The organism is Urechidicola vernalis, assembly GCF_031846385.1.
In the GTDB taxonomy this organism is placed as follows: domain Bacteria; phylum Bacteroidota; class Bacteroidia; order Flavobacteriales; family Flavobacteriaceae; genus Urechidicola; species Urechidicola vernalis.
Genome location: NZ_JAVRHV010000001.1, coordinates 1144160 through 1163851 on the forward strand (window position 1 = coordinate 1144160; position 19692 = coordinate 1163851).

General features: G+C 32.9%; 17 protein-coding genes and 1 tRNA gene. 4 read left to right on the plus strand and 14 right to left on the minus strand.

Annotated features, from left to right (window positions below):
- Positions 1-41: 41 nt before the first annotated feature.
- Both RM519_RS05115 and RM519_RS05120 read left to right on the plus strand, forming a co-directional pair.
- Positions 42-3260 carry an alpha-amylase family glycosyl hydrolase gene (locus tag RM519_RS05115; RefSeq protein WP_311592499.1) on the plus strand — a complete coding sequence of 1073 codons (3219 nt, stop codon included), beginning with the start codon at positions 42-44 and terminating at the stop codon, positions 3258-3260.
- Positions 3257-3952, plus strand: coding sequence for a hypothetical protein (locus RM519_RS05120; protein WP_311592500.1), 696 nt, complete (start codon positions 3257-3259; stop codon positions 3950-3952). Before RM519_RS05115 ends, RM519_RS05120 begins: the two co-directional genes overlap by 4 nt.
- 1 nt (position 3953) lies before the next feature.
- Here RM519_RS05120 and RM519_RS05125 read toward each other — a convergent pair whose 3' ends face one another.
- The 7 genes from RM519_RS05125 to RM519_RS05155 form a co-directional block, all read right to left on the minus strand.
- The gene (locus tag RM519_RS05125) at positions 3954-4688 is read right to left on the minus strand and encodes an alpha/beta hydrolase (protein ID WP_311592501.1); all 735 of its coding nucleotides are present in this window, start codon (positions 4686-4688) and stop codon (positions 3954-3956) included.
- Positions 4689-4690: 2 nt separating this feature from the next.
- Entirely contained in the window at positions 4691-5119 is a 429-nt protein-coding gene (locus RM519_RS05130; protein ID WP_311592503.1) for a DUF6526 family protein, read from the minus strand.
- Positions 5120-5348: 229 nt separating this feature from the next.
- The gene (locus tag RM519_RS05135) at positions 5349-6611 is read right to left on the minus strand and encodes a Kelch repeat-containing protein (RefSeq protein WP_311592504.1); all 1263 of its coding nucleotides are present in this window, start codon (positions 6609-6611) and stop codon (positions 5349-5351) included.
- Positions 6612-6891: 280 nt separating this feature from the next.
- The gene (locus RM519_RS05140; protein WP_311592505.1) at positions 6892-8052 is read right to left on the minus strand and encodes a DUF4382 domain-containing protein; all 1161 of its coding nucleotides are present in this window, start codon (positions 8050-8052) and stop codon (positions 6892-6894) included.
- Positions 8053-8774: 722 nt separating this feature from the next.
- The gene (locus tag RM519_RS05145; protein WP_311592506.1) at positions 8775-9479 is read right to left on the minus strand and encodes a hypothetical protein; all 705 of its coding nucleotides are present in this window, start codon (positions 9477-9479) and stop codon (positions 8775-8777) included.
- Positions 9480-9908: 429 nt separating this feature from the next.
- Positions 9909-10688, minus strand: a complete 780-nt coding sequence (locus tag RM519_RS05150) for a toxin-antitoxin system YwqK family antitoxin (RefSeq protein WP_311592507.1) — start codon at positions 10686-10688, stop codon at positions 9909-9911.
- 4 nt (positions 10689-10692) lie between these two features.
- A complete protein-coding gene (locus RM519_RS05155) occupies positions 10693-11061 on the minus strand; it encodes a hypothetical protein (RefSeq protein WP_311592508.1) in 369 nt (122 codons plus the stop codon).
- Between the two features lie 443 nt (positions 11062-11504).
- Here RM519_RS05155 and RM519_RS05160 point away from each other — a divergent pair, with 443 nt between their 5' ends.
- Positions 11505-11801, plus strand: coding sequence for a hypothetical protein (locus RM519_RS05160; RefSeq protein ID WP_311592509.1), 297 nt, complete (start codon positions 11505-11507; stop codon positions 11799-11801).
- Between the two features lie 121 nt (positions 11802-11922).
- On the opposite strand, the gene RM519_RS05165 is transcribed toward RM519_RS05160, so the two are convergent.
- The 5 genes from RM519_RS05165 to RM519_RS05185 form a co-directional block, all read right to left on the minus strand.
- Entirely contained in the window at positions 11923-12516 is a 594-nt protein-coding gene (locus RM519_RS05165) for a nucleotidyltransferase family protein (protein ID WP_311592510.1), read from the minus strand.
- On the minus strand, positions 12509-13525 hold the full coding sequence (locus RM519_RS05170; RefSeq protein ID WP_311592511.1) for an XdhC family protein: 1017 nt from the start codon (positions 13523-13525) through the stop codon (positions 12509-12511). The genes RM519_RS05165 and RM519_RS05170 overlap by 8 nt, the downstream gene beginning before the upstream one ends.
- Before the next feature lie 109 nt (positions 13526-13634).
- Complete coding sequence (locus tag RM519_RS05175) at positions 13635-15890, minus strand: xanthine dehydrogenase family protein molybdopterin-binding subunit (RefSeq protein ID WP_311592512.1); 2256 nt, start codon at positions 15888-15890, stop codon at positions 13635-13637.
- Positions 15891-15938: 48 nt separating this feature from the next.
- Positions 15939-16397, minus strand: coding sequence for a (2Fe-2S)-binding protein (locus RM519_RS05180; RefSeq protein ID WP_311592513.1), 459 nt, complete (start codon positions 16395-16397; stop codon positions 15939-15941).
- A gap of 60 nt (positions 16398-16457) precedes the next feature.
- Positions 16458-16910: a nuclear transport factor 2 family protein gene (locus tag RM519_RS05185; protein WP_311592514.1), complete on the minus strand. Its 453-nt coding sequence runs from the start codon at positions 16908-16910 to the stop codon at positions 16458-16460.
- Positions 16911-17091: 181 nt separating this feature from the next.
- Between RM519_RS05185 and RM519_RS05190 the strand changes: the two genes are divergently transcribed.
- On the plus strand, positions 17092-18003 hold the full coding sequence (locus tag RM519_RS05190) for a helix-turn-helix domain-containing protein (RefSeq protein WP_311592515.1): 912 nt from the start codon (positions 17092-17094) through the stop codon (positions 18001-18003).
- A gap of 170 nt (positions 18004-18173) precedes the next feature.
- Here the strand turns inward: RM519_RS05190 and RM519_RS05195 are convergent, their stop codons facing one another.
- Positions 18174-19385 carry a site-specific integrase gene (locus tag RM519_RS05195; RefSeq protein ID WP_311592516.1) on the minus strand — a complete coding sequence of 404 codons (1212 nt, stop codon included), beginning with the start codon at positions 19383-19385 and terminating at the stop codon, positions 18174-18176.
- 198 nt (positions 19386-19583) lie between these two features.
- Positions 19584-19658: transfer RNA gene (locus RM519_RS05200), tRNA-Val, on the minus strand.
- Between the last annotated feature and the right edge of the window lie 34 nt (positions 19659-19692).

A 19692-nucleotide genomic window follows, 5' to 3' on the forward strand; every position in this document is an offset into this window, starting at 1 on the left:
TTATTTTCATACATAAGCAACCCTTTTTTATAATATCAAATATGAAAAAATTACTCCTGATAATTTTATCAATTTCATTTCAACTTGCAATAGGGCAAGTAACTACTAGTCCTTCAATACCAATTGTGACCGAAGGATTTACCGTTATTTTTGATGCTACGGGCACACCATTAGACGGTCATTCAGGAACCATATATGCCCATACCGGCGCTACAGTGAATGGTGAAGAGTGGGAAAATGTAATTGGAGATTGGGGTAATAACACCAATCAACCTTCCTTAACTAAAACCTCTGGTAATTTATATGAACTTCAAATTACACCAGATGTTTTTTCATACTATGCAATAAATACATCAGATGCTGTGACAAAGCTTTGGTTTGTATTTAGAGCTGCAGATGGCGGAACCCAAACCTCCGATTTATCGATTGATGTTTTTGAAGCAGGTTTAAATGTAACAGTAACCAACCCGATAGATGGTTCTGTATTTGAATTAAATCAATCAACAACAATTAGCGCAGAAAGTTCTGTAGATGCAGATCTAGAATTATTCGTAGATAACGTCTCTCAACAAACTGCCTTAAACACAAAAAACATAGAAGTTCCCTTTACTTTTATAACAAAGGGAAATCATGAAATTAAAGTAGTAGCCTCTAAAGACGGGGAAACTACCGAACATATTGTAAATACTTATGTTAAAAGCACAACTGTAAACGAACCATTACCAACTGGCCTATCAAATGGATATAATGATAATGGAGACGGTACAATTTCGTTTGTATTATTAGCACCAAATAAAACTGATGTTTTTTTATTAGGTGATTTTAACGATTGGGAATTAAACGACACCTATCAACTTAAAAAAGATGGTGATTATTTTTGGACAACTATAACTGGATTAGACCTAGAATTAGAATACACGTATCAATATTATATTGATTTCGAAATTAAAATAGCAGACCCATATGCCTTAAAAGTATTGGATCCTAACAACGACCAATATATTCCTGATAGTACCTACCCAAATCTCATTGACTACCCAACAGGTAAAACAACAGGAATTGTTTCAACATTTAAAATAAATGATGAAGAATATGTTTGGCAACATCCAACATTTGCAAAACCTGCTCAAGACAACTTGGTTATCTACGAAATGTTGATTAGAGATTTTACAGATAGCGACACTTTTAACGAAGCTAAAACACATTTAGATTATTTAGAAAACCTTGGCGTAAATGCAATTGAATTGATGCCTGTAAACGAATTTGAAGGAAATGATAGTTGGGGCTATAATCCTTCATATTATATGGCATTGGATAAGGCCTATGGTACCAAAAATGATTTTAAAGCGTTTGTAGATGCTTGCCATGCACGTGGAATTGCAGTATTAACAGATGTTGTTTTTAACCATTCATATAGTCAGTCTCCATTATTGCAAATGTATTGGGATGGCTCTAAACCGAGCGCTGACAGTCCTTTTTATAACCAAAATCATAATCTTGTAGATAATACCAGCGCACATTGGGGCTATGATTTTAACCATGAATCTGATTACACCGTAGACTTCTTTAAAGATGTTTTGGATTTCTGGATGGAGGAATATAATATAGACGGATTTAGATTTGATTTTACCAAAGGTTTTTCTAACACGTTATATTACGGAGAAAACAATTGGGCTAGCGCATATGATGCTGAAAGAATTGAAAATTTAAAGAATTATGCCGATCATGTTTGGGCAAACGATCCCGGAAATGAACCCTATGTCATTTTTGAGCATTTGTCGGATAACGACGAGGAAGCAGAACTCGCAAATTATGGTATAATGCTATGGGGAAATATGAACCATTCATTCAATCAGAACACGATGGGATTTGCAAATGATTCTGATGTATCATGGCTATCTTATAAAAATAGAGGATGGAACGAACCAAATGTTGTAGGCTATATGGAAAGCCATGATGAAGAACGCTTAATGGTTAAGAATTTAACATATGGTAAATCTAACGACGATTACGACGTTACAGTTCTAAATACGGCTTTAAAAAGACAAGAAGCAGCAACTGCAATATTCTATGCCGTACCAGGACCAAAAATGATCTGGCAATTTGGAGAATTGGGATATGATAAAAGTATCAATTGCGAAAGTGATATAACAGATGGTTCTTGCAGACTAGATAGAAAACCCGATGCTTGGACCTTGGGTTATGATCAAGACAACAATAGAACCCATCTTTTTGATGTAACTGCAAAAATGATTGAATTAAAGCATTTATATCCTTCTACATTTAATACGGATGATTTTAGTTTAGATGTTTCAGGATTGGTTAAACGTATTAATTTAAACGATAATGCTGGTGATTTGGATGCCGTTGTTATTGCCAATTTCGATATAGTATCGAAATCAGTTAACCCTAATTTTCCATTAACAGGAATTTGGTATCGTGTTTTTAATGGTTCAAAAATAAACGTAGATAACCCGACAGAAGCAATAACACTTGCTCCGGGTGAATATAGGATTTATACGACTTCAAAATTAAACGATCTTGAGTTTTCCTTAGCACATGACAATTTTAACATTCTGGCAACAGGAGAAACATGTTTGAATAAGAGCAATGGAGAAATTAGCATCACTACAAAAGAAGCTTATAGTTATACTGCAGCAATCGATGGCCAAAATTATGATTTCACTTCTGATTTTTTAATTTCGAATTTAGCATCTGGTACGTATGAAGTCTGTATAACATTGCTAGAAGAAGCCAATTATGAGCAATGTTTTAATATTACGGTTGATGAAGCCGAAGAAATAACAGGAAAAATACTGTCATCCAAATCTTCTAAAAGTAGTCAAACCGCCAAAGTTCAAATAACACAAGGAACTGCTCCGTATACAATAAGCATAAATGGTAAAGATGTTATGAATACATCTGAAACTTACATAGAATTAAATGTCACAAACGGAGATAAAATTTCGGTATCAACTGCCTTAACATGTGAAGGAATTCTAGAAAAATATTTTCCAATTTCTAATGGTGTTGTTGCTTTTCCAAACCCGACCAGCGGTCTTACTAGAATAGCAACATCAACAGATTTACAAGAGGCAACAGTTATAGTTACCAATATGCAACAACAAGTACTAATTAATAAAGTCTATTCCATCGCAAATGGATTCATTACGCTTGATTTAAGTGATAAACCTTCAGGTTTTTATATAGCAACCATTTTATTAGAGACACCAGTAACCACTAAATTAATTAAACAATGAAAAACTACTTATACCTATTAGTTTTAATAGTGTTAACCTTAGCATGTGGTGGTTCAGATAGTGATACACCGCCTCCAGTAACTCCTCCTGAAAACGAGGCCCCATCGACTCCAGTTTTATCATACCCATCTGATGAATTATTATGTACAGAAAACCCCTTAGAATTTATTTGGAACGCATCTACCGACCCGAATGGAGACGTTATTTCTTATGAATTACAGACTGCGACAAATGACTCCTTTAGTGAAAACGTTCAAAATGCCACTACGTCTTCCATTAAACATTCCTTATCATTATTAAAAGGAAAGGCATATTACTGGAGAGTACGAGCAAAGGACAGTAAAAATGCTTACAGTTCTTATGCAACTACGCGTAAATATTTTACCGAAGGTGAAGGTGTTTCTAATCATGTACCTTACGCGCCAACTCTTATTTCGCCTGAATTAAATGCGAGTATAAATTCAAGTACAGTAGATTTATCTTGGAGCGCAAGTGATGTAGACAATGACCCGTTAACATTTGATGTCTATTTTGGGACTTCAAACAATCCGTCAAAAGTACTAGAGAACTCTGATCAAACAACATATACCGCTTCTATTACTGCCGGAAACACCTATTATTGGAAAATCGTAGTTAAAGATGATAAAGGTGGCGAAACCATTGGTCAATTATGGAATTTTAAGGCTGAGTAATCTAATTTACTTGCTTTAAAAAACTCTTAAAGGACTTCCAATATCCGTCTTGCCCTGGTGTAGATTCCCATAACCCGCGGGAACCATGTATTCCTGATTCAATCGGTTTATGATGGCTTACATATTGTTGATTAATCCCTTGAATCAACTTTTCAACTTTTGGTGTTTCAGAGCGCGAAGAAGTCACGAAAGTTGGTTTCGACATGGAAGTTATAGATTCTGTTACATTAATCCCCTTTAAGTATTCACCAGGGCTAAATGCAGCAATTGCCTTCACTTTATCATTATCATTACCAACAAGTAATACCAATGAGGCCGAATACGAACTCCCAACTATTAAAATAGGCCGATTGTTATTTCGAGAATACAAGAAGTCGATCGCAGCCTCAACGTCTTTTTTAGCATCTATATAATTTGTAGCTAACCCTTTTTCGTTGGCTCGCTTAGCCGTTTCATTTTCTATTCCATTTACTTCGTTACCCGATCGTTGGTCAATAGCCAAACAAGAATACCCTAATGCATTTATTTTCTTCGCTGTGTCCAAATATTCTCCCCTGCTATATCCCGCTTGATGACAAAGCAAAATCATTCCTTTAGCGTTCTCTACTTCATAAAAATCTGCCGTTATTTTTAATCCATCTTTTGATGGAAACTCTATAGTCTTTTTTTCGATATTCGTTTTAGCATTCAACTGAATGCTAAGTAGAAGCAACAACACAACTGATATTTTTTTCATAATTACACTCTATATGTATTCGGTTTCCAATCTTTAATCCGTTTCTTAATTTCTTTCTCAGACAAATTATCCGTTACAGACAACTTTGCCAACTCTTGAAATTCGGAGTCAGATGCAAAACGTAATGCAATAATTTGACGCATTCTTAAATCTTTACTTAATGGAGTCCCTGTTAATATATAATGACGAAAATTTTCTTCCGCCTTAATGGCTCTATCCTGTGCTTTTAAGGCAAAGACACGAGCATAAAATGCTACAATAACCAAAAGAATACTAATTAAGACCAACAAAGTAGCATTGTATAAGTTCTCACTATTTCCAACAATAAGGTTTACTACTGATCCTACAAATAAGAGTAACAGCAAAGTGCCTCCTAAAAAATGATAGCCTGGAACAAGACGTGAATGGTTTTTAAAGTTTTGTTTTTTCATTAATTCTTTAGTTTGATTTTTAAAGATATGAACTTGATGATGAAAAAAAAAGATAAACTCATTAATTCAGATTTATGATTGATATAATCAAGAACAATGAATTGAGATAAATTAGTGTATAAATACAGTTTTTAAGAAGGCTCAAAAATCAAAAAAAATCCTACTATTTCTAGTAGGATTTACTTTGGTGGCAATGAGCATTAAAAATACTTTTAAGACACATCAACCCTTAGTAAGAAAATTTCCAAACATCATTATCTACATTCAAGTAATTCGAAAAGTCTAAAAAATTAAATGTTTCTCTATCCCCTCCAAATGTAAATATCATATCTGATTTATTCTTTTTTCCTTTTACTAAAACTACGTCAAAATCATATTTGATGTCAGATGGTGAATTTGCATTCCAAGGAGAACTACTTACCTTTTTCCAAACTTTTCCATTATTACTTATCCATATATCCATTGGATTGGATGCAACAGTTATATCAGGTCCTAATCCGAAACCGCCGAATAATACAAATTTGTTTTGCGAAACTATTACCTGATGACCAGGTCTTGCTTGCCATTCACTTGATTCAGTAACTAATTCCCAATTCTGTCCATCCGTTGATCTCCAAACATCATTATAATAAGGAGGACATCTCACCGTCTGTGCATTACAAATAAATCCATCTTCACCACCAATCATATAGATATAATCACCTTTAACAACAGCAATCCCTCCAGCTCTGGGCGCCCAAGGGGCATTATCTGTTAGTAGTTGCCAATCTATGCCGTTTGAAGATTTCCAGACATCATTATAATAAATACGCGCAGGTCCGTTCGGAGTAATAGATGAATCGTCGTTTACAGATCCTCCCATTACATAAATTTCATCATTAAACATTACAGCACTCAAGCCTGCTCTGCCACTCCAACCTGCATTAGATGTTAATTTAGTCCAATTTACACCATCCGGACTCCTCCATACATCATTAAAAAAGTCTGAACTGGCAATAAGTGGTGGTCCGAAAGGGCCATTATTGGGTACAATATTAAAATTTTGACCTCCCATTAAATAAACATATTCACCGTCACTTAATGCTTGAAAATATGCTCGTGCTGGCCAATGACTTTGATCATCAGTTTCAAGAATATTATCCCAACTCTCTCCATAATCAGTACTACTCCATACGTCTCCCCAAATCATAGAGGCTCCTGGAACTGGAGGTTGTAAATCGAATGGGTTTGATGGCGTTCTTCCTCCCATTAAAATAAATTCTCCATTGTGATTCACAACCTTTAACCCTGCCCTTGCACTCCAAGAAGCATTTGAATTTACTTCTTCCCAAGACCATTGCTTAAAATTGTTTCTTTGATTTCCTTTATCACTATTATCTCCTGTATATTCGGTGTTGTTTTCATTTAAATCCTGTGCTTCAAATGAATCATCCAAACTACATCCACAAATAATCAATAAGAGTAATATTAAAACGCAACTAATCCTTTTCATAACCTAAATATTTAAATTTCAAAAAAATACAAATCAGTTTACTTCGTTTGAAGTAAAACTTACATAATAAAAATAATTCGGGGGTTCCACTAGACTATTAGGAATGTCAAGATTAGACATCTAATATATAAGTCTTAATAATTATCTAATATACAATAAATAATATAATATATTGTGATTCAGGCACATATTAATATCTCATTATCAAAAAAAATATCAACTAAACAAATACAAAATATAAAAACAAGCATTTAGATTATTCTTCAGCAACTACTAATTACTATTGCACCAATAGTAATTCTATATTTTCAGTTAACTCATTCAAAACTCCATATTCAACATCAATTGATGAAGATTCATAATTTTGATAACCCTCATGCACTATTTTTAAAACATATGAATTCGTTGCCAATCCTTGGAATGAAAATACTCCATCAACATTCGTGACATCGAAAGATAAAGCATTATCCAAATCAACTGCGTCAAACAATTCAACCGTTACATTTCCTAAAGTAACTGGGTTTAAATCATCTGGTAATAATTTTCCAACCACTGTCCCTTTTAAGGAATCTGCCAATAATAATTCTATACTATTTGGCAATTCATTAATCATTCCTACTTCAATTAAAATACCAGGAACTATTTCTGATTCATAATCTAAATAGCCCAAATGCATTATTTTTAACACATAAGATCCACCAGCCAAACCTTGAAACATAAAATCTCCCCTATCATCAGTTTGGGTAGAACTTACTGAATTATTTAAATCATCAACAGAAAAAACCTCAACCAAAACACCTTCAAGTGCAACTGATTCTGAATCTTCTGGATTAATTTTTCCAATAACACTCCCTTTAAGAGTTCCTGAATTCACCTCAGCATTTACATTAATAACTGGTTTTAAATTATAGTTTCCAGAATTCCCTGCTTTTACAATGGATTTATCTACATCCCAATCTAGAATAAAAGTATATGAAAATCCAGGTTCCAATTCCTCATCTAATTTTAATTTCAATCCTGATTGTTGAGCACTAGGAGTTTTTAAATGGATTGGCTCAGAAGGCTCACCATTTTCTTCTTCAATAACTAAATAATTATCATCACTTAAAACCAATCTGATTTGTTTCAACATGCCTGATGGAATAATCTCATCAGTTAATAATAGGCTATTACCAGCGATTAACTCTGTTAAATTAACATCAATTGGGTAGCCACTTTGTGGTGTAAAACTTTTCCAACCTTCTTCATCGTCTATACTGTTATACTGAATATCTATAATTTGAACATTCACTTCTAAATAATCTCCTGGAGCATCAACTAAAACCAACTGAATTCTAGAATCTTCATCATTCAATGAAGAAGAACTTGCATCACTACAACTTTGAATTCCAAAAACCAATAACACGACCGCTATTCCATAGCAAAATTTTTCTAATTTCATCTTTTCTTTTTTTTAAACTTGTGGGTACAACTTATTTACATAGCAAATATATAAATTATTATATTTGAGACACTTGGTTACTTAAATAAAGTAGTTAATTGTAATAAACCTTAAGCCAATAGTTTAGTTATTTTAATTAAAAAAAAATGACCTCTTTCATATGAAAGTTTAACACACAAAAAAACCCACCTAATTACTTAGATGGGAAAATTGCTATGAAAAAGATGTAGGTTTTTATTCCTACCATTTAAAAGTACAAATAAATTTTCAAGTGGCTTTTAACATTTTCATCAAGTATTCGTTTTTCTTTTGCACAATTAACTCATTTTACTCAAATTCAACCCTTTAAATGCTATGAGAAATAATTTATAATTATTAATTCTCATTTTTTATTGTGCATCGTTTATTAGAAGTCGAAATTAACAACAGTAATGAGGTCATAACTTTTGCAAAAAAAAATTATAAGACCTACAAAAAACACCAAATTTCAAGGAAATTAATTCCAATGTCTTTCGAAGAATTCCTCAAAAATTATAATTTGTAATTGCCAATCTGTTTATTGAATTATAATCCTATAGTGCAGTCTTCTAAAATTAGCCAAGCAACATAGGCTTTGCTAATCACTGTTTCGTTTTTATTACCAAAAATAGATTTTAAACTTTTTTTATTATCAAATTTGGTTGCATACCAATATCAGTGATTCTTTCATGCGAGTTTAAAAATTACCATTGCCCCAGTAAGACACGCAATCCAGTTCTTACCAGCGTTACACCACCATGAGTAGACCTAAACTCATCCCACCCTTTACCTCTTTCTTCTAAGGCTTGCTCTGATAGTAATTTATTGGCCCCACCAATTGCTGCTTTAAAATCCTTAAACCCATTAACCACCCAACGATTTTCACCATAAGGCGACTGCCCTGCTGTGATATTTCCCATCATGGTAATCCTACCATCTGGATTGTGTTTAGAATTGAACACTTTATAAGCTGCATCAAAAGCGTCTCCATCTTCTACATGAAGTAGAATATATTTTTGTACTGGGTGACTCGTATCAACATCTCCATAACTAGCAATACTCGTTCCCATTGCAGAACTAAAACCTTCTTTGATGTGTTGGTTTACCTTGGTCAGAAAAAGATTCCAGGCGTCATTATTGCCTAAGGAGTACATATTCCCTATATCATCAAACGAGCCAGAGAAAACGATAGAGTGAGTGAAATTATTTCCATTATCATTGAAATGGTTTTCATAAAAAGAAACGGTTACACCTTCCGTTTTATTGGTCGAATAATAGTCATTCACCAATTTATACACGGTGGCTTCATTCTGCGGTTCCACACTAAAATTGTAGATTGTAAAATAAGATTCCTGCGCATTAATTGAAATGGCGGTTAACAGTAACAGGTAAAAAATAAATTTCCTCATAATAATTAAAATTTAGGTTAGTAAAAAAATATATTAAAAAATTAATATTCACTTTTAACCGGGGTTTAATCAACAGGGATTGCAGGGTTTTAGGGTTGTAGGGTTGTAGGGTTGTAGGGTTGTAGGGTTGTAGAGAAGACTATAAAAAAGAAATTCAAGTTCTTCAACTAACTTTTGAGGTATATTGAGACAACTAATATACATATAAAAAAATAATTACAAGCATCTAACTGATTTCAAATAGTTTAACATCTAAATTTCCAACTCATTACTTTCATATTAGCTTTTAAATTAATTTTTAAATACCGGATATAAAGCATAAAAAAATCCTACTATTTCTAATAGGATTTACTTTGGTGGGCAATTAGAGATCATTCCATATTTCCTAGAAACCTCATTTTGAGAGAAGAAAAGTCTACTCGTTTTACTCTATTGTTGCACTCCATTTTTCCAAGTTTCTTCTCTGTCCAAGGAGCCATTTTCATTGTAAAAAATATGAGCGCCATCCATTTTACCATCTATAAACGTCGCCTTTCTCTTTAATTTTCCATTTATAAACCATTCTCTAGTTAGTCCTTCTGGGTTAGAGTTTTTAAAATTTACATCCGTTTCTAATTGTCCATTTTCATACCACGATTTCATTGACCCCTCCATTATGCCATCAATAAAATTGGACTCGCCTTGAGGCTGACCATTCTCATGCCAAGATTTCGTTAACCCATTTTCTTTACCATCTTTATAGTAAACTTCACTATTTAACTGCCCATTTTTATACCATACTTTTGTTAATCCATTTTCTTTATCATCTATAAAGTTAGATTTACCATGTAATTGTCCATCATTATACCAGCCTCGCGTAAGCCCTTCTCTTTTGCCATCTTTAATGTAGGATTCGCTTTCCAACTGCCCATTTTCATGCCACACCTTTGATATTCCATATTCAACACCATCTTTAAAACTTCTTTCCTCTCTTACCTGTCCATTTTCAAACCACATTTTCCTAACCCCATTTAATTTACCATTAGCATAATTACCAAATGACCTTTTATCACCATTGTCAAAATACTCAATAATTTCACCTGTCACTATAGTAGAATCACTTTTTAAATAGACTATAGACTCTGTTTCTTCAATATTATATACATTTTTAGCTGGCCCTAAACAAACCAAAGGCACTAAAAAAATAATTATTGTAAATAACTGTTTCATAGTTTTATTTATTTTCTACTACCGACTTCAATATTTCCGTTAAAATTTTCCCCTTTCCATTTGACTTATCTTCACCTGGTTCTGGGTTTTTAAAATTAACATCTATCCATCCCAATTCATCAGGCATCCCATCAACAACTAAAATTACTCTTTTTAATTTTCCTTTTCTATTATATTTAACCACTCTACCTGTCATTAGAGTCGTATCTTTCTTTAGATATACTAATTCATCTATTTGAAGTATCTTCTTTACATCAACATCATACTCACTAACAAAATTTTGGTCTAAACTCCTAAACTTATTGTTAGTACTATTTTGCCCAAAAAAACTTAAACAGTAAAACATTATTACAAATGAGAATACCTTTTTCATCTTTAAAATTAAAACACTAAGGTAATAAAAATACAAGATATCTCCTTAAAAGCTTAAGTATGAGTCGATTTAACAACAAAACTGATGAAGTGAGAATGTTTTTTGCATAAAAAAAGCCTCCATTTCTGGAAGCTTTTAGGTGTAATCTAAGATTAAGTTATTGTATTCTTAAAGATTATACCTTTTTACTGTCAAATCGAAGTAGTTATAATACTTTATGCGTTAAGAAATAAGCCATTTATAGGGATTCCATTGCTATTTGTATATTTTATTAAATTAGTGTTATGTTTGTTTATACATTTGGACTAGTTGTGATACTTTTTTTAGTCCCCAATTCAGACTTTTAATTTCATACATAATACCCCCACAACAAATTGTTGTGCCGTTATTTTTTAACGGGGCAAATGGAATGAATTTTATTTAATAACCAAATTTTATATACAATGAAAAAAACAGTGAAATTTTTAAGTGGTACAGCATTAGCAGTATCTATTGCATTTGTTGGGTTTAGTTCTTTTACAACTCCAGCACCAGAAGAAGGGAATGATTGTGGATGTCCTCCAGAATGGATAGTTGCTGATTTCGTAGAAGAAGGATGGCGTTTAGACAACCCTAATATTTTAAAAAGAGATAAGAATGGAGACGGTGTGCTTTGCTTAAAGTATATAGATGGTGAAGGAAATACTGAAAGTGGTAAGCCAGGAAAAGTATGGAAAGACAACAACCAACCTTGTAAATAATAATCTTAAAGGAATCTATAGATTTTCTTTGAAAAAAATAAAACCAATCATAGCAATATGGTTGGTTTTATTTTACAAAAAAAAGCCTCCATTTCTGGAAGCTTTTAACTTTGGTGGGCAATTAGATTTTATCAAAAAATTTATTGTATTCCTCTTGAGTATCAATATCTATTAGTTCATCACCCCCGAAAACTAGTTTGATTTTATTTGCTTGCTCTCTTATTAACTGTTTAGCACCAAAATCACCTTTCAACTTTATCAATTCATTAAAATAAACGCTGGGAAATAACACTGGAGGACCTTGAATATTATCTTTAGAACTTGATACAATTATATGTTTTCCCGTTACATTAAATGAATCAATCATTTTCATCAAAAAAGACTTAGTTAGTAAAGGCTGATCAACTAAAGCTACACAAACACCATCAAAAGTTGGAGTTTTTTTTAACATCTCTACCAAACCAAAAGAAATTGATGACCCCATCCCATCTTTCCAATTTCTATTTGTGAATATTGTGATTGGTTTCATTTTTATGTGTTCTTGTATTTCGTTTGAATATGCTCCAAGAACAACAGTAACAGGAAAGTTTAATGCTAATAATATATTTATTTGATGTTCAATTAAAGTAGTATTTCTCCAAGGCAGTAATTGTTTTGGCCTCCCCATTCTGCTAGACGATCCTGCTGCTAAAAGTAAAATTTTTACATTACTCATGGATATGTCCTTTCTTATCTTTTAAAAATATTGGCTGCTTATTTCTAATGACTGATAAAATCTCGGCTAAAATAGACAACGCAATTTCAGAAGCACTTTCTGCTCCAATATCAACCCCCATTGGTCCATAAATATTCTCAAAAAATTCTGGCTCGACATCGGGTAAATACTCTACTAATTTTGAAAAAATTCGTTCCCTACGATGTGAAGGCCCTAATAATCCCATGTAACATGGATTAACATCTTTTAGTGCCATGAGGTATTGAATATCTTTGTTAAAGCTATGAGTCATCAATACGACCGCAGTTTCATTATCAAACTTACTTGTATCAATATTTTCATAAATGGGTGTATTCAAACTTATGGCCCCCTTAAAATACTCCAATGATTTGGCCTCATCTGGAGGAGCAATAATATGTACTTGCCAACCAATTTGGGTCGCCATTTTACATAATTGGACTGCGTCGTGCTCCGCACCAAAAATATATAGTTGAAAAATTGGTGAAAAGGATTGAGAAAAACAATCAAATTCATCCTTATTACTAACCTCAACACATTGAGTTAAAGAATAGGACCTATCATTTATAATTAGTTGAGAACCTAAACCAATAAGAGTATCACCTTCCATTTTAAAATACGACTCGCAATTAAAAGTTGTACGTGAATTGAGGACCTCTTCAAATGCATATATAAATTCATTCGATAGTGACAATGGCTCTAGAAGTATATACAAAATACCTTCGCAACCCAATCGAAACCGCCCATCGTAACTCATTAATTTTGATTCATGAGTTTCAAAAACACTTTTGGCCTGAAATAATACTTCTTTTTCCACACAACCTCCACTTACTGCACCAACCCAATTTCCTTTTTCGCTTAATAGCATTCGAACTCCTGGCCTTCGATAAGAAGATCCTTTTAATGAAACTACTGTTGCCAAAACAACATTAACACCTTGCTGTTTCCAAATTATTCCTGCATTTATAAGTTCTTTAAACTCATGTGTCATAATTTAATTTGTAATCGAATTGATAAATGAAGTTTGGGAGTATACATTGGAAAATTTTAAACCAAAAACTCATTTTTGTCATTTAAAGCTAATCTCTATAGATAACTTATCAACCTTTAATCTCTCTGTTTTTTAAAAAAGGTTGTTCGTAATATCTTTCCCCATTCGCTTTATACATTGCGTTGGCCAACGCTCCAAAAATAGGTGGAAATGGAGGCTCTCCCATTCCTGTTGGATTTATTTCGTTCTTCACAAAATGAACATCAATTTCTTTAGGTGCTTCACTCATTCTTATCATCCTATAGTCATGAAAGTTATTTTTCTCTGGAGTCCCGTTTTTAAAAGTCATTTCTCCAAACATTGCATTTCCAATTCCATCAATTATTGCACCTTCTGCCATATTTTTTGCCGCATCAGGATTTACAACTATACCACAATCTATAGCACAACTAACCTTTTGAACCACAGGATTGCCATTTTCTATTTCAACATCTAAAACATGTGCCGCGTAGGTACTATGGCAGAAATAGGCAGATACACCTCGTTTTAAATTAGAATTATCTTCATTCCAATTAGATTTTTCTCTCACTAAATCAAGTACTCCTGCATAACGCTTCGCATCGTAATCATTTCTTTTACCAACTGGGTTTTCTTCCGCCTTTTTTAACAAATCTAACCGGAATTGTATTGGATCTTTTCCTAATTCTTCAGCGACTTCATCTAAAAAGGATTGCTCTGCTCCTGCCATAAAGTTAGAACGTGGAGCCCTAAATGCCCCAATAGAAATATTAGAATTTATTGACCAGTCTTCTGCAAGGTAATTATCAATTGCACCAGCAGGAAAACGGTTTGCAAACAATGGACTTTCTGGAATGCCCCCTGCTTTTACATGAAATGCGATTAATTCATTCTTGTCGTTTATAGCAGCTCTATAAGTTGCCTGATACATTGGTCTGTATATACCATTGGTCATATCATCTTCTCTAGAATAAATCAATTTTATTGGTTCATTTACTTTTTTGGAAATCAAAGCAGCCTCCACTACATAACTAGCATAGGCTTTACGACCAAACCCACCTCCCATACGAGTTATATCCATATGTATGTTCTCCTCTGGTATTTCAAGACTTGCGGCCAAAGTGGGTATAATAAATGCAGGTATTTGAAGCGGAGTAGCAAGATGTACATTATCTCCTTTAAAATGTGCAAATGAATTAATTGGCTCCATACAATTATGAGCTAAAAAAGGAGCTGAGTAACTTCTTTCAATAATTTTAGATGCACTTTTGAAATTCGCCTCAGGATTACCATCTTTTCTAACAATTCTACCTGGTTTTGAAGCCAGTAAATCTATTTGTAATTTATGCTCTGTGGTAGATTCTAGCCCTGATGGAACTGTTTTAGAACTTGTATTTCCTCTAAATCCTTTTGTGATTTCTGAATAAGTATCAAATTGTTTCCATTCAACTTTTAACTTATTTTTTGCCTGCATAACCTCCCATGTAGAATTACCTACAATTGCCACAACTTCAGGAAATGCATTGGTATCAAATCCACCTTTTTCAAAACCATCCTTATAACTTTTTATGGATACAACATCTTTGATTCCAGGCATCTTTTTCACTTCTGAAGCATCGAAAGATTTCAAAGTCATTCCAAATGCTGGTGGATGTTCAATCATAGCAATCTTCATTCCTTCTTTCTTATAATCCAAACCAAACATAGGTTGCCCTGTTACTATTTTAGGACCATCTACATTCTTTTGAGAGGTACCAATTAAATTAAATTCATTTACATCTTTTAAAACTACCTCCTCAGGCACTGGCATTTGAGCAGCGATTGATGCCATCTCGCCATACTCTGCAGACAATCCTGTAGATTCATGATAAAGTATTCCTTTTTCAGTCGTAATTTCTTGAATTGACACATTCCAAGTTTGAGCTGCCGCAGCCATCAACATTTGTCTAGCCGAAGCACCTACCATTCTTAATGGTTCCCACCTAGACATTATTCCTCTACTACCCCCTGTAAATTGCATCCCAAAATTACTCGGATGATATGGTGCTTGTTCTACAAGAACTTTCTTCCAATCTAAATCAAGTTCTTCTGCTATTAACATTGGCATGGAAGTACGAACATTTTGACCAAACTCTGGATTAGGGCTAATTATTGTAGCCACACCATTCTCGCCAATTTTTAAATACGAATTAATTTCAAACCATTCTTTAGGCATCTCCATTACTTCCTTAATTGGTTTAGTTTGGCACCCTGTTAGCCAGCTAAAACCAAGCATCATTCCTCCACCTGCCACTGCAGTTGTCTTTAAAAAAGACCGTCTTCCATATTGTGTTTTTAATAGTGTCATTGTACTAACTTTTGAAATTAAAAATGATTTTAGACTTAATTTAAGCCCTTAAGAATTTTCAGCAGCGGTTTTAATTGCTGATTTGATTCTAGTATAAGTTCCACATCTGCAAATATTACCGTTCATTGCACCTTCAATTTCCTCATCATTTGGATTCGGATTTTCTTTTAAAAATGCACTGGCATTCATTATTTGACCAGTCTGACAATAACCGCACTGAGCCACATCATGTTCTAACCAAGCTTTTTGAACGGGATGATTTCCATCCTCTGACAATCCTTCAATAGTTACTACGCTCTGATCTCCAATAGATGATATTGGAACTATACAAGATCTAATAGCCTTATTATTTAAATGAACTGTACACGCACCACATTGCGCTATTCCACATCCGTATTTAGTTCCTACCAATCCTAAATGATCTCTTAACACCCATAAAAGAGGCGTAGAATTATCAACATCTATTTGATGCTTTTTTCCATTAATTTTTAAGTTGAATATTGCCATAATTGATTCTTTTAATCATAATTCATAAAATTAAATAACATCTTTAATCATTCATAGAATTTATTGCTCAATTTTATGAGTATCTCTAACTTTACTAAAAGTTAAATTCAATAATTTCCATGCACTTCCTACCTTTTTATATACTTCAGTTACCGTAAATTCATTTGTTACATCGGTTCCCCTTACATGAGCTAAAAGTGTAATTCTATTCCAAAGTATCGCCGTGTCATTATCAAATAGTTCAACTGCCACATCATGTACATCAGTCTTCTGATACCATATACTTCCACTTTTAATAATCTCTAACTCGCGTTTCTTTTTCCAAGAACCACTCATATGAACAAATTTAGATTTGTCATGAAATAAGACCGCCAATTCTTCCACATTCTTTTCTGACATCCAATCCCATTTAGATTTGGAAAGTTCAATAATTTCATCCTCAACTTTGCTATTTTGAGCAAATGAATTAACACTCATTACAAGCAAACAAACTCCTATCAATAATATTCTCATTTTTTTAAATTTTTAAAGTGTTAATACAACTACAAGGTTTCACTTTGTAAATATCTAATTCATTCAGCAATAAATTTGTACCCAAATTACTGAAAAACATACCACTATAACTGAAACTTCTGATTGAACAAAATAACATCTAATGATTTATAGTATATTTAGTGCTTAATGTATAGCATTTATGGAAAATACACTTGTAATTAATTCGGTATCCGACTATTGCAATTTAAGAAATTATGAGGTAAAGCATTCTTTAATTGCCATTGTCGATTTTAATAAAGTTTCAAATGGCGGAGAAACAAGAAAATCTTTTAATGCTATGCATTTTAATTGTTATGCTATTTTTCTTAAAGATGCAGAGGGTTGCAAAATGATGTATGGAGGAAAACCCTATGATTACGATGAAGGTACACTTGTATTTCTAAGTCCTAATCAAACAATAAAACTTGGACAATACGACCCAAATTTTACTCCAAAAGGCTATGCTATATTATTCCACCCTGATTTACTATTAGGAACGGATCTTTTTAAAAAAATCCACACTTATGGTTTCTTTTCATATGAATCCAATGAGGCACTCCATATTTCAGCAAAAGAACGTAAGGTAATTTTAAGCGTCATTGATAAAATTCAATTTGAATTAGATCAAAACATAGACAAGCATAGTAAAAACTTAATTAGTTCTAACCTTGAACTTTTTCTAGACTATTGCACTCGTTTTTACAATCGACAATTTATAACGAGAGCCCATGAAAATCAAAATACCATAGATAAATTTGAAACCTTATTAAATGATTATTTCAAGTCCAAAAAATCAATCAAGAATGGACTTCCTTCTGTAAATTATTTTGCTGATGAACTATGTCTATCTCCTAATTATTTTGGAGATTTAGTTAAAAATGAAACTGGAAAATCGGCTCAAGAACATATTCAGTTGAAACTTATTAATCTATCAAAAAACAAAATGTTTAATAATAAAAGTATTTCAGAAATAGCATTTGAACTTGGTTTTAAATACCCGCAGCACTTTAGTAGAATGTTTAAGAAAAGTACAGGTGTTACTCCGAAAGAGTTTAGAACTTTAAATAATTAGATTGTCTTTTATTGTTTAAATCTAGGCTTCACCGTGTATAGTAACCTTAATTCTCTCTTTTGTTCTTTCTGATTAAATACTCTAAAATTAATAGATTGTAAACTTAAGAAGAACTGAGTTAAAAAATAAGTCTTTTCAAATACACAATTCATTTACAACTAAAATCCCACCTAATTGCTTAGATAGTAATCATTCAACCTCAACACTTCATCACTAACTTTCTTCTTGATTACCTTACCATAACTTTCTGTAGTTGTTGAAATACTACTATGCCCGAGTAATTCACAAACTATCTCCATAGGAACATTATTATACAATAATACAGTAGATGCAAATGTTTTCCTTGCAGTATGCGTAGTCAACCTTTTTTCAATTCCAACTAAACTAGCCATTTCCTTTAGGTATGAATTGTAACGTTGATTACTCATCAATGGAAATATTTTCTCATCATTATTACTATATTTACCAATTAACTCTCTTGCTTTTAACAGTAATGGAACAGCAATTTCCTTCTTAGTTTTCTCACGTATCATTTCAATCCACAACTGACCATCAAATCCTTTTACAATGTGTTTTTTAGACAATCTTTTCAATTCATTATATGCCAATCCTGTATAACAACTAAATATAAAACAATCCTGAACCAACTGTAATCTAGGCTGTGTAAATTTATGAGTCTCAAATGCTTTCAACTCTTCTACAGAAAGGAATACAACCCTTATTTTAGGCTTGTTTGCTTTGTGCAATGCAAAAGGGTCTTTTGCTAAATAATCAGCCCCTACAGCCACTCTCACAACCCTTTTAAGCCTCTGAATTGTCTTATATACACTATTAGGTAAAAACTTCTTTTCAGTCTTTAAATAATGCTCAAAATCAGTCAAATAATTCAATTTTAAATCCTTTAATAAATAGTCTCTTTTATTGAATTTAAATTTCAGAAATGATTTAACATGCACTAATGATTGATGGTATTTATCAACTGATACTTGCTTCACTTCTATTCCTACCAATTGCTGCATTCTATCGATATGATAGTCAAATGCATCTAGCAATGTTCTTTCAGATGCAGTCCTTTTACCTACGAACTGATTGTATATATCATCTACATCAAACTCTTCTTCTTTAACTTGGAGCAATAAAAAAGCCCTATTAATTTTAGATTTAATAAGACTTAGCTGTGTGTTGATGTTATTGTTTTCATCATTGGGTGGTTTGACAATTTGAAGTTTGCTAAACCAGTTCTTAGGATGTACAAATTGTCCTGTTGCAAATTGTTTTCTTTTACCTAAATAGGTGATTCTGCATTGTAACGGTGAAGTACCATTAACTCTAGTTTTATTCTTTTTAAGAACGTAACGTATGTTTAATTTATGAGTTTTCATAGTTCAATTTTTTGTTGATTTAGAATATATTGATATGGGTCCCTTTTGAGAAAAAGGTTCCCTTTTTACAGACCTTATATTATTTGTAGGTGTGAAATTTTGTAGAGTTGACGGTTCTGTAGAATTCAATAAAATCAGACCATAGGAAACTTCTGTGCATAAAAAAAGCCTCCATTTCTGGAAGCTTTTTAACTTAGGTGGGCAATGAGGGATTCGAACCCCCGACCCCCTCGGTGTAAACGAGGTGCTCTGAACCAACTGAGCTAATTGCCCTAAGCGGATGCAAATATAAGCGAGTTTTTAATAC